The 12134-nt window shown below is 71.3% G+C and carries 11 protein-coding genes and 1 pseudogene; all 12 read left to right on the top strand.

Features of this window, described 5'->3' with window-relative positions; all coding sequences use genetic code 11:
• The first annotated feature begins 93 nt into the window (after positions 1-93).
• Complete coding sequence (locus ACS5RC_RS15455) at positions 94-1386, top strand: DUF1217 domain-containing protein (protein ID WP_478344776.1); 1293 nt, start codon at positions 94-96, stop codon at positions 1384-1386.
• A 4-nt stretch (positions 1387-1390) separates the two neighbouring features.
• On the top strand, positions 1391-2116 hold the full coding sequence (gene flgF / locus ACS5RC_RS15460; RefSeq protein WP_478344777.1) for a flagellar basal-body rod protein FlgF: 726 nt from the start codon (positions 1391-1393) through the stop codon (positions 2114-2116).
• Positions 2117-2120: 4 nt separating this feature from the next.
• Entirely contained in the window at positions 2121-3446 is a 1326-nt protein-coding gene (gene fliI, locus ACS5RC_RS15465; protein WP_478344778.1) for a flagellar protein export ATPase FliI, read from the top strand.
• A 93-nt stretch (positions 3447-3539) separates the two neighbouring features.
• Positions 3540-4706, top strand: a complete 1167-nt coding sequence (locus tag ACS5RC_RS15470; protein WP_478344779.1) for a flagellar hook protein FlgE — start codon at positions 3540-3542, stop codon at positions 4704-4706.
• A 37-nt stretch (positions 4707-4743) separates the two neighbouring features.
• Entirely contained in the window at positions 4744-6225 is a 1482-nt protein-coding gene (gene flgK / locus ACS5RC_RS15475) for a flagellar hook-associated protein FlgK (protein ID WP_478344780.1), read from the top strand.
• Between the two features lie 106 nt (positions 6226-6331).
• Positions 6332-7372 (top strand): flagellar hook-associated family protein, encoded by a 1041-nt coding sequence (locus ACS5RC_RS15480; RefSeq protein ID WP_478344781.1) that lies wholly within the window; start codon positions 6332-6334, stop codon positions 7370-7372.
• 68 nt (positions 7373-7440) lie between these two features.
• Positions 7441-7788, top strand: a complete 348-nt coding sequence (gene flaF, locus ACS5RC_RS15485) for a flagellar biosynthesis regulator FlaF (protein ID WP_478344782.1) — start codon at positions 7441-7443, stop codon at positions 7786-7788.
• A gap of 8 nt (positions 7789-7796) precedes the next feature.
• Positions 7797-8162, top strand: a pseudogene (gene flbT, locus ACS5RC_RS15490) (flagellar biosynthesis repressor FlbT); the annotation flags it as partial.
• A gap of 236 nt (positions 8163-8398) precedes the next feature.
• Positions 8399-8809 (top strand): flagellar hook assembly protein FlgD, encoded by a 411-nt coding sequence (gene flgD / locus ACS5RC_RS15495; RefSeq protein WP_478344783.1) that lies wholly within the window; start codon positions 8399-8401, stop codon positions 8807-8809.
• 88 nt (positions 8810-8897) lie between these two features.
• Positions 8898-9164 (top strand): flagellar biosynthesis protein FliQ, encoded by a 267-nt coding sequence (gene fliQ / locus ACS5RC_RS15500; protein ID WP_478344784.1) that lies wholly within the window; start codon positions 8898-8900, stop codon positions 9162-9164.
• A gap of 121 nt (positions 9165-9285) precedes the next feature.
• Positions 9286-11370, top strand: a complete 2085-nt coding sequence (gene flhA, locus ACS5RC_RS15505) for a flagellar biosynthesis protein FlhA (protein ID WP_478344785.1) — start codon at positions 9286-9288, stop codon at positions 11368-11370.
• 7 nt (positions 11371-11377) lie between these two features.
• Positions 11378-12133 (top strand): flagellar biosynthesis protein FliR, encoded by a 756-nt coding sequence (gene fliR / locus ACS5RC_RS15510; RefSeq protein ID WP_478344786.1) that lies wholly within the window; start codon positions 11378-11380, stop codon positions 12131-12133.
• The last annotated feature ends 1 nt before the right edge of the window (position 12134 follow it).

Genomic DNA, 12134 nt, shown 5'->3' on the forward strand with positions numbered 1-12134 from the left:
GCAAGCCTGGTGCAAGCGTGGCCCCCTAGAGCCCTGCGCGATCGTTCCGCACCCGGCGCCCCCGTCGGCGGCGCGCGCTCCGGAGACGCGGCCGTGAACAGCACCCTCACGAGCTACATGCTCATCGCCCGCGACATGCCGACGGCCCTCAAGCGCAAGGCCGCCGAGACCACGGTCGCGCGCGAGACGGCGTACTACAAGGCCAATATCGGCAAGGTGCACTCGATCGACGACCTGCTCGCCGACCAGCGCCTCTACAGCTACGCCATGAAGGCCTACGGCCTCGAGGACATGACCTACGCCAAGGCCTTCATGCGCAAGGTCGTGAGCGAGGGCACGACGGATTCCACGAGCTTCGCCAACCGCCTCGCCGACGACCGCTACGTCGCCTTCGCCAGGGCCTACGATTTCACCAAGGTCTACGGCACCTCCGCCACCGGCGCGAACGCCGTCACGGCCGACGACGGCACTACCACGACGGCCACGGCGGCCGCGGTGACGGGCACGCTCGCCCTCGACAAGCCGCTCGACTTCAGCGGTACCAACGCGGTGAGCCTCTCGATCGACACGCAGGTGGACGCCACCACCACCCGGACGGGCAGGATCGTGCTCGACGCCGCGACCTTGCGCGGCGCGGTGCGCAACCTCGCCAGCGTCACGGGCGCCGAGCTGGTGGCGGCGATCAACGACCAGATCGCCCGGACAGGGGAGTCGGGCCTCGCCGGCAAGGTCGCGGCGAGCCTCGACGGGCAGAACCGGCTCGTCCTCTCCACGACCGCCTACACCAATCTCGGGGCCGACGGCGCGCCGGGCGGCAGCGGCGCCGACGCCGACACCCTCTACGCGGGTGTGGGCGCCGCCCGCACCCTGCTGGTGCAGAACGTAACGCTGCCCCTGAGCGGCGAGACCGCGATCGACATCGGCTTCGGCGCAGAGACCGGCCTCGACGCGCAGACCCGGGCCGCCACCGACGCCTATCTCGACCAGTCCCTGGAGGAGGATGCGGGCGCGGAGGATACCGGGGTGCGCCTCGCCCTCTACTTCGCCCGGAAGGCGTCCACCATCACGAGCGCCTACGACTTCCTGGCCGACACCGCCCTGACCCAGGTCGCCAACACCCTGCTGGGGCTGCCCGCCACCACAGGCGCCACCAGCAGCGACGCCCTGACGAACCGCGTCAACGCGATCACGGCCAAGATCGACATCGCCAGCCTGAAGGATCCGGCCGCCGTGCAGGTGCTGGCCAAGCGCTTCGCGGCGATCTGGGACGCGCAGAACAACACCGCCGCCTCGCCGATCCTGGCGCTGTTCACCGATGCGGGCGCGTCCGACGGGATCGGGGTCGATCTGCTGCAGAGCCTGCAGACCGTCCGGTTCGGGAGCTGAGCCCGTGCAGAACAGTCTCTACGTCGCCCTCTCCAGCCAGATCGCCCTCGAGAAGCGCATCGACACCGTGGCGCAGAACGTCGCCAACATGGCGACCGCGGGCTATCGCGGCGAGGAGATGAAGTTCTCGGCGCTGCTCGCCCAGGCGAGCCGCGGCACCGTCGCCTTCGCGAGCGCGGGCGAGAGCTTCATCTCGAAGGCGTCGGGGCCGATCACCCGGACCGATTCCCCCCTCGACGTCGCGCTCCAGGGCGATGCGTGGCTCAGCGTCGGGAGCCCGGCCGGGCCGGTCTATACCCGCGACGGCCGCCTGACGATGGACGCCACCGGCCGCCTCACCACGCTCACCGGGCAGCCGATCCTCGATCCGGGCGGCGCGCCCCTGCTCCTCGACCCGCAGGCCGGACCGCCCACCATCGGGCGCGACGGCAGCGTCTACCAGGGCACGAACCAGGTCGGCGCGCTCGGCGTCTTCACCCTCGACCCGAAGGCGCAGATCACCCGCGCGGGCAGCAACGCCTTCAAGGCCAGCCTGCCGGGGCGCCCGGTCCAGGACTTCACCGGGATCGGCGTGGTCCAGGGCCATATCGAGGGCTCCAACGTCAACCCGATCCTGGAGATGACGAAGCTCATCTCGATCCAGCGCGCCTTCGAGAGCGCGGCCAACCAGACCCAGCAATCGGAGAGCTCGCTGCAGGACGCCATCAAGACGCTCGGGCCGCAGGGCTGAGGCGATGGCGGACGCGATCGAGCGGCTGGGCCGGGCGCTGGACGCGGCCCTCCAGGGGGATGCCCTGGTGCGGGTCGGCGGGCGGGTGAGCGAGGTCTCGGCCAGCGCCTGCCGCATCGGCGGGATCGCGCCCTACGTGCGCCTGGGCGACCGCGTGGGCTTCACGGCGAACGGGCGGGAGCAGATCGGCGAGATCGTGCGGATCGACGCCGAGGGCGCCACGCTCAAGACCTTCGAGAGCCGGATCGCGGCCGGGATCGGCACGCCGGTGTTCCGGCTCGGCGCCGCCGACCTGCGGCCGGATGCGAGCTGGAAGGGCCGCGTCATCGACGCCCTCGGGCGCCCGATCGACGGCGCCGGACCGCTGCGTCCGGGCCCCCGCACGGCCCCCCTCGACGCCGACCCGCCGGCCGCCTTCTCGCGGGCCCGGGTGCGCCGGCCCCTCGGCACCGGGGTGCGGGCGATGGACCTGTTCACGCCGCTCTGCGCCGGCCAGCGCATCGGCATCTTCGCGGGCTCGGGCGTCGGCAAGTCGACGCTGCTCGCCATGCTGGCGGATGCCGCGGGCTTCGACAGCGTCGTGGTGGCGCTGGTGGGCGAGCGCGGACGCGAGGTGCGGGAATTCCTCGAGGGCCCGATCGCCCAGGCGCGGGACCGCTCCGTGATCGTGGTCTCGACCGGCGACGAGAGCCCGATGATGCGCCGCCAAGCCCCCAAGGTGGCGCTTGCGGTGGCCGAGACCTTCCGCGACCGCGGCGAGTCGGTGCTGCTCATCGTCGATTCGGTGACGCGCTACGCCCATGCCGCCCGCGACGTCGCCCTCGCGGCGGGGGAGCCGGCGGTGGCCCGCGGCTACCCGCCGAGCGTGTTCTCGGACCTGCCGCGGCTGCTCGAGCGGGCCGGCCCGGGTCTCGAGGGCCAGGGCAGCATCACGGGCGTGTTCTCGGTCCTCGTCGACGGCGACGACCACAACGACCCGGTGGCCGACTCGATCCGCGGCACCCTGGACGGCCACATCGTGCTCGACCGCGCCATCGCCGAGCAGGGCCGCTACCCGGCGATCGACCTGCTCGGCTCGATCTCGCGCCTCGCCTCCGAGGTCTGGACGCCCGAGCAGCGCGACCTCGTGCGCCGCCTCAAGGCGATGATGGCCCGCTTCGAGGAGACGCGCGACCTGCGCCTGATGGGAGGCTACCGCGCGGGCACCGACGCGGAGCTCGACCAGGCGATCGCCCTGGTGCCGCGCATCTACGAGGCCCTGCGCCAGGAGCCCGGCGGGGCCCCGAGTCAGGACGCCTTCCTCGAGCTCGCCCAGGCGCTGCGGGGATGAGCACGATCCGTCCAAGCCCCGCACAAGCCTCTTCACCCCTTATGCGTCCCGAAACCGCGTCTCACGAATCCAGAAAGACCTGAAGGTGTCCGCATGAGTCTCATCGGTACGCTCCGGACCAGCGTTTCCGGCATGAATGCCCAGTCGAACCGGATCTCGACGGTGGCGGAGAACATCCAGAACGCGTCCACCACGGGCTACAAGAGCACGGCGGTCGAGTTCTCCTCGCTGATCCTCGAATCGGCCGATATCGGCAACTACAACTCGGGCGCGGTCGAGAGCACGGTGCGGCGCTCGGTGAGCCAGCAGGGCTCCGTCGCCTTCACCACCTCGAAGACCGACCTCGCGATCCAGGGCAACGGCTTCTTCGTGGTGCAGGACGCCAACAAGGCGCCCTACCTGACGCGGGCCGGCAACTTCGTCATGGACGGGGCGAGCGGCAACATCGTCAACGCGGGCGGCTTCACCCTGCTCGGCTACAAGATCGGCGCCGATCCCTCGCTCAACAGCGTCACCAACATGGTGCCGGTGGATCTCCAGCAGTTCGGCGCCCAGGCCCAGGCGACCACGAGCGCGACGATCGCCGGCAACCTGCCGCTCGCCGCCGACCAGACCGCGAAGAACACCTCGCTCGTGGTGTTCGACAGCCTCGGTCAGCAGAAGACCATCGGCATCGCCATGAAGAAGGACACTGCCGGGACCTGGACGATGACGTTCAGCGAGGGCGCGGCAGCCCCCAAGACCGAGACGCTGACCTTCGACGGCAACGGCAGGATCTCGTCCCCGCTGACGACGTCCGTGACGCTCGCCAGCGGCCAGCAGGTCGCGCTCAACCTGAGCGGCATGACCCAGCTCGCCGCCGACTACTCGCTGACCGGCAAGACCAACGACGGTTCCGCCGCCGCGCCGGTGACGGGCGCGGAATTCGGCACCGACGGCACCGTCTACGCCACCTACGCCGACGGCACCCGCACCGCCGCCTACAAGGTGGCGCTCGCCAACGTCGCGAGCCCGGACAACCTCGAGCCGCGTGCCGGCAACGTCTACAAGCCGAGCGTGGATTCGGGCGACATGCAGATCGGCTTCGCCGGCCTCGGCGGGCTCGGCGCGATCAAGTCGGGCGCGCTCGAGCAGTCGAACGTCGATGTGAGCACCGAGCTCACCTCGATGATCGAGTCGCAATCGGTCTACAACGCCAATTCCAAGGTGTTCATGACCGGCAACGAGCTGCTCGACACCTTGATGAACCTGAAGCGCTGAGCCTCAGCACGCCTGACCGCTCGCCCGGAGCCGAAAGATGGGCCTTCAACTTGCGCTGAACACGGCGCGCTCCTCGCTCCTGGCCACGTCGAGCCAGATCGCCGCCTCCGCCCGCAACACGGCGGGGGCGAGCGATGCGAGCTATTCGCGCAAGATCGCCACGCTGGTGACGGCCGACGGCGGCGCGCGCGTGGTGATCACCCGGGCGAGCGACGCGGCGCTGCTCGCGCGCAAGCTCGGCGCGAGTTCGGACGCGAGCGCCGCCGAGGCCCGGCTCGACGGGTTGAAGACCCTGTCGCTGACGGTGGGCGACACCGCCGACGCGGCCTCGCCCGCCGCCCGGCTGGGCGCCCTCGGCGCCGCGCTGCAGGCGGCCGCCAACCAGCCCGACAACATGGATCTCGCCCGGGCGGCGATCGACGGCGCCAACGACCTCGCCGACAGCCTGAACACGGCGGCCCAGGCCGTGCAGGGCGTGCGCGCGGAGGCCGATGCGGGGATCGCCAAGTCCGTCGGCACGATCAACGACCTCCTCACCGCCTTCGACACGGCCAACCGCGCGGTCATGCGCGGGACCGCGGCCGGCGCCGACGTCAGCGACGCCGAGGACGACCGCGACCGGATCCTCGGCCAGCTCTCCCAGGAGATCGGGATCACCACGCTCGCCCGCGCGGGCGGCGACATGGCGATCTACACCGACAGCGGCGTGCCCCTGTTCGAGCGCAGCGCCCGTCAGGTCAGCTTCGCGCCGAGCACGAACCTCGCCTCCGGCGCGGCCGGCAACGCCGTGATGATCGACGGGGTGGCCGTCACCGGCGCCAACTCGCCGATGCCCCTGGCGTCGGGGCGCATCGCCGGCCTCGCGGGCCTGCGCGACGGGGATGCCGCCGAGTACGGCCGGCAGCTCGACGCCATCGCGGGCGGTCTGATCGACGTCTTCGCGGAGACCGATGCGATCGCGGGTGCCCAGGAGCCGGCGCCCGCCACCGGGATCCGCGCCGGCCTGTTCACCGGCGACGACGGCCGCGCCGTGCCCTCCCAGGGCGCCGCGGTGACGGGGCTCGCCCTGCAGATCCGGGTCGCCGCGCGGGTCGACCCGCAGCGCGGCGGGGACGTGGCCCGGCTGCGCGACGGCGGCATCTACAACGACGACACCCGGGTGAACCCGGCGGGTGGCGATGCCGGCTACGCGGGCCGCCTGCTCGCCCTGAGCCAGGGGCTCGCCGCCCCGCGCGACGTCGGCACCGGCACGGCGATCTCCGCCCACGCCACCCTCGCCGACTTCTCCGCCGGGGCCGCGGGCTGGCTCGAGGCGCAGCGCAAGGACGCCACGGGCCAGGCCGACTACCAGTCGACCCTGCTCGGCCGGGCGGGCGACGCCCTCTCCAACGCCGTCGGGGTCAACGGCGACGACGAGACCGCCCTCACGCTCCAGCTCGAGCGCTCCTACACCGCCTCGGCCAAGATCATCGCGATCGTCGACCAGCTCCTGCAGACCCTGATGGATTCGATCCGCTAGGGCCGCGCCCGACGGCGCCCGGTGCGGCGCCGACCGGTCCCGTCACCGACCTTCCCGCGCCGAACCGGCGGCCACTTCGGCGAACAGCACTTTCGAGAGCCCGGCCATGATGACCACGAACTTCATCTCAAGCCTCAACCTCTGGAACGCCCCGCGCAGCGGCCTGCCGCGGCTCCAGAACGCGCTGGCCCAGGCGAACGCCGAGATCGTGAGCGGACGCCACGCCGATATCGGTCTCGCCCTCGGCGCGGATGTCGGCCGCAGCATCGGCCTGCGCCAGCAGACCGACACGCTCTCGGCCCTCACCGACAGCAACGGGGTCGCCGCTCTGCGCCTCGGCACCAGCCAGGCGGCCCTCGGGCAGATGCAGGGCGGCGCCGACACGATGCTGAAGACCCTCACCGGCCTGCCGCTGCTTCAGCGGGCGCAATCGCTGGCCGACACCGCGCAGAGCGCGCTCGCAGCGCTCGGCGCCGGGCTCAACGCCTCGGCGGGCGGGCAGTACGTCTTCGGCGGAACGAACACCACGACGCCGCCGATCGACACCGCGGCGCTCGCCGGCGCCAGGGATGCGGTCGCCCTGGCCTTCAGCCAGTACTTCAGTGTCGCTCCGGGCAGCGCGGGCGCGGCCTCCATCACGGCCGCGCAGATGCAGGGCTTCCTCGACGGTCCGGTCGCGGCCCTGTTCTCGCCGGCCGGCTGGAGCGCGTGGTCGCACGCGTCGAGCACGCCGATCACCAGCCGGATCTCGCTCAGCGAGAGCGTCACCACCTCGACGAGCGCCAACACGGACTCCGTCCGCACCCTCGCCATGGCCTACGCGATCGGGGCGGGGACGGGGCTCGCGAGCCTGTCGGCGGAGGCGCAGCAGACCGCGACCGAGGGGGTGATGGGGATGCTGAGCCGGGCGAGCAGCGGGCTCGTCTCGATCCAGTCCGATCTCGGCCGCTCGCAGGCGCGCATCACCGAGGCCAACACCCGGATGGATTCGCAGAAGACCCTGCTCGCGCGCGAGGTGACGCGCCTCGAATCGGTCGATCCGGCCGAGGCCAAGACCCGCGTCGACGCCCTGACCACGCAGATCCAGATGTCCTACGCGCTGACCAGCCAGCTGCGTCAGCTCAGCCTCGTCTCGTTCCTCTCCTGAACGCGGCACCCGAGACCTGAACCGCCCGACGACGGGCCCATGACATCGCAACGAGGCACCGCCCCACGATGTATCGGTTTTCCTATTCGGAGATTCTCGAGGACGCTCCCGACACGGCGCGCAAGCGCGAGCGGGAGGCCTTCGACCGGGCGCTGGGGCTCCTGCGCGATGTCGAGGCGCGCCGGGCCGGCGGCAGCGAGCGCACGCAGGCGGTCGGGGCCGTGCAGGACCTCTGGAACGTCCTGATCGCCGACCTCCTCGATCCGGAGAACGGCCTGCCCCAGGGCCTGCGCGACGACCTCGTCCAGATCGGCGTCTGGAACATGCGCGAGGTCGGCGAGGTCCTGCGCGTGCCCGATCGCAGCCTCGCGGCGCTCATCGCGGTCAACACCTCGATCCGCGACGGATTGCAGTGAGCCGGACCATGCGCCTGTCGCTGCGTCCGGGGGAGCGCGTCTACATCAACGGTGCGGTGCTGCGCGTCGACCGCAAGGTCGGGATCGAGCTCCTCAATGACGCGACCTTCCTGCTGGAGGCCCACGTCCTTCAGGCGGACGAGGCGACGACGCCCCTGCGCCAGCTCTACTTCGCGGCGCAGACCATGCTGATCGACCCGGCCAATGCCGGGCCGGCGCGCAGCCTCTACGCCAGCCTGCAGGCGGGCATCCTGGCGCTGACCGGCTCGGACGCGATCCGCCAGGGGCTGGCCGCCGCCGAGGCCCAGCTCGCGGCCGGGCGCCCCTTCGACGCGCTCAAGACCATCCGGGGCCTCTACCCGGCCGAGAGCGCCCTGCTGCTCGGCGAGCCCTTGGCCGAACATTTGGCCAACCCCTTGGCCGAGACCTTGGCCGAGCCGGCCGTCGCGCCGCCCGGCACCCCGCCGCGGCCCGCACCGGAGGCCCCGGCGCGCCGCCCGAGCCCGCCCGTGCGCGTCGAGGCCCGGCACCGCCGCCCGGCCGCGGCCCTCGCGGCGAACGCCGCGGTCGTCCGCGCCGCCCCGATCCCCGAACCGGAAGCCTGACCGCCATGGACGTCACCAGCGCCACATCGACCACCGCCAGCGGGGCCGCCGCCGCCGCGGCCAAGACCACGAGCTCGGTCGCTTCGAAGCTCAACGCCGAGACCTTCCTGACGCTGTTCATGACGCAGCTCCAGAACCAGGACCCGACGAAGCCGATGGATTCGACGGAGTATGTCAGCCAGCTCGCGACGCTGTCGCAGGTCGAGCAGGTGACCCAGACCAACAAGAAGCTCGACTCGATCCTGTCCTCGAGCTTCCTCGACCAGGCCGACGCCATCATCGGCCGCACCGTCACCTCCGCCGACGGCACGGTCTCCGGCATCGTCCAGTCCGTGAAGGTGACGGGCGACGGGGCGCTCGCCACCATGACCAACGGCCAGAGCCTGCTCCTCGGCTCCGGGATCTCGGTCTCCTGACCGGAGCGCGCGCCTTTCGCGCCGGGCCCGGCCGTCGTATCCCCGCATCCGAGAGCCTTGGGCGGCACCCGTCGGGCGGAGTAAGGTCATGAACGAGGTCGACGCCCTCGAACTCGTGCGCGCCGCGATCTGGACGGTGCTCGTCGCCGCCGGCCCCTCCGTCGGGGCCGCGATGGTCGTCGGCATCGGCATCGCGCTGCTGCAGGCCCTGACCCAGGTGCAGGAATCGACCCTGACCTTCGTGCCCAAGATCGTGGTGATCCTGCTGGTGCTCCTCGTCACCGGCACCTTCGTGGGCGCGCAGATCTACGCCTTCGCCGAGATGACCTACGGGCGCATCGCCACCGGGTTCTGACGGGGCCGCCCCCGCGGCCGCGGGCGGGCGCCCGGCGCGGGCCCATCCTCGCACAAGCTTGAGACGCCAAACCCCTTCGTGAGACGCGGCGCAGCGCGCGCCGCGACCGGAGGGAGCCTCGATGGCGGTGAGCGGCGCGCTCGTCGTGGAGCAGAAATCCCGGCGCGACTTCGGGTTCGCGGCGGGCATCGTCGCGATCCTGGCGGTGCTGTTCCTGCCCGTCCCGGCGGTGCTGCTCGATATCGGGCTGGCGCTGTCGATCGCGCTCTCCGTGCTGATCCTGATGGTGGCGCTCTGGATCCAGAAGCCCCTCGAGTTCTCCGCTTTCCCGACCGTGCTGCTCATCGCGACGCTGCTGCGCCTCGCGCTCAGCATCGCCACGACGCGGCTGATCCTGGCCAACGGCCAGAAGGGCGTCGACGCCGCCGGCCACGTCATCCAGGGCTTCTCGCAGTTCGTGATGAGCGGCGACTTCGTGATCGGGATCGTGGTCTTCGTGATCCTGATCACCGTGAACTTCCTGGTCATCACCAAGGGCGCGACCCGCATCGCGGAGGTGGGCGCCCGCTTCACCCTCGACGCGATCCCGGGCAAGCAGATGGCGATCGACGCCGATCTCAACGCCGGGTTGATCGACGACAAGCAGGCCCAGCAGCGCCGCCGGGAGCTCGAGGAGGAATCGGCCTTCTTCGGCTCGATGGACGGCGCCTCGAAATTCGTGCGCGGCGAGGCGGTGGCCTCGCTCATCGTCATCGCCGTCAACGTGTTCGGCGGCATCATCATCGGCACCACGCGGCACGGCATGCCGCTGGGTCAGGCGGCCGACGTCTTCACCAAGCTCTCGGTCGGCGACGGCCTCGTCTCGCAGATCCCGGCGCTGATCGTCTCGCTGGCGGCGGGCCTCCTCGTCTCGAAGGGCGGGACGCGCGGCACCGCCGAGCAGGCGGTGATGGGCCAGCTCGGCGCCTATCCGCGCGCGCTCACGGTCGCCGCCGCGCTGATGTTCCTGTTCGCCCTGGTGCCGGGCCTGCCGTTCCTACCCTTCATCGCGCTCTCGGGCCTGATGGGCTTCATCGCCTACGTGATCCCCAGGCGGGCCGCCGCGCGCCAGGCCCTGGCCGAGGCCAAGAGCGCGGCGGAGGCCGAGGAGAAGGCCGCCGCGACGACCAAGGAATCCCTCAAGGACTCGCTGCGGACGCCGGAGATCGAGCTGATCCTCGGCCGCCAGGTCTCGGCCCAGATCCAGCCGAGCCACGCCGAGATGAGCCACCGGGTGGCCAAGATGCGGCGCAAGTTCGCGCGCCAGTACGGCTTCGTCGTGCCCGACATCAAGCTCACCGACAGCCTCGCCCTGCCGCCCAAGAGCTACCAGATCCTGATCCACGGCACCGTGGTGGCGACGCAGGAGATGCGTCCCGGCGAGATGCTCGTGGTGGTAGGCGACGGGCCCAAGCCCGACGTGCCGAGCGACGAGGTGCGCGAGCCGGCCTTCGGCATGAAGGCCCTCTGGGTGATGGATTCCTACGCTCCCGAGGTGCGCCGCTCGGGCTTCGAGCCGATCGACGGCGCCTCCGTGCTGCTGACCCACCTCTCCGAGGTGATCCGCAACAACCTGCCGCAATTCCTCTCCTACAAGGATATGCGCGGCCTGCTCGACCGGCTCGACCCCGAGTACAAGCGCCTGCTCGACGAGATCTGCCCGTCGCAGATCTCGCATTCGGGCCTGCAGGCGGTGCTCAAGCTCCTGCTCTCGGAGCGGGTCTCGATCCGCAACCTGCACCTGATCCTGGAGGCGGTGGCCGAGATCACCCCGCATGCGCGGCGCGCCGAGCAGATCGCCGAGCACGTCCGCATGCGCATCGCCCAGCAGATCTGCGGCGACCTCGCCGAGAACGGAATCCTCAGCGTGCTCCGGCTCGGGGCCAACTGGGACCTCTCCTTCCACCAGAGCCTCAAGCGGGACGCCAAGGGCGAGGTCATCGAGTTCGACATCGATCCGCGCCTCGTCGAGCAGTTCGGCACCGAGGCGGCCGCCGCGATCCGCGAGCGGATGAAGCAGGTGCACAGCTTCGCCCTGGTCACGGCGCCGGACGCGCGGCCCTACGTGCGGATGATCGTCGAGCGCCTGTTCCCGACCCTGCCGGTGCTCTCGCACCTGGAGATCGCGCGGGGCGTCGAGATCAAGGCGCTCGGCACGGTCAGTTGAGCGCGCCATGCTCGCGGCCGTCCCCGACACGATCCTCGCGGTCTTCCTGATCTTCTGCCGGATCGGCGGCTGCCTCCTCGTGGTGCCGGGCTTCTCGAGCCCGCGCGTGCCCCAGCAGGTGCGCCTCCTCATCGCGGGCTCGGTCTCGCTCGCGCTCTCGCCGCTGCTGCTGCCGCTGTTCCAGGGCCGGATCGCCGGCCAGGCGCCGACCGACACCCTGGTGTTCATCGGCAGCGAGACCCTGACGGGGCTGCTGATCGGCTTCCTCGGGCGCGTCTTCCTGATCGTGCTGGAGACGGTGACGAACGCGGCTTCGGTCATGGTCGGGTTCGGCAGCATGCCGGGCGCCCCGGTCGAGGGCACCGACCCGGTGCCGGCGGTCGAGGCGTTGATCCTGCTCACCGCGACGGTGCTGCTGTTCGCCTCCGGTCTGCACTGGGAGCTGTTCCGCGGGCTCGTCGAATCCTACGCGCGGATCCCGCCCGGGGAGGGGATCGGCACGCAGGACACGCTGGTGCGCGTGGTCGATCAGGTCGCCGACGCCTTCACCCTCGGCCTGCGCATCACCGCGCCGTTCGTGATCTACGCGATCACCGTCAACCTCGCGGCGGGCTTCGTGAACAAGCTCACCCCGACGATCCCGGTGTACTTCATCGCCACGCCGTTCGTGATGGGCGGCGGGTTGCTGCTGCTCTACTACCTCTCCGGCGAGATGCTGATGCAGTACCTGCAGGGCTACGCCGCCTGGCTGCGCAAGGGCTGAG

It is taken from the genome of Methylobacterium sp. HJ2 (assembly GCF_056431005.1).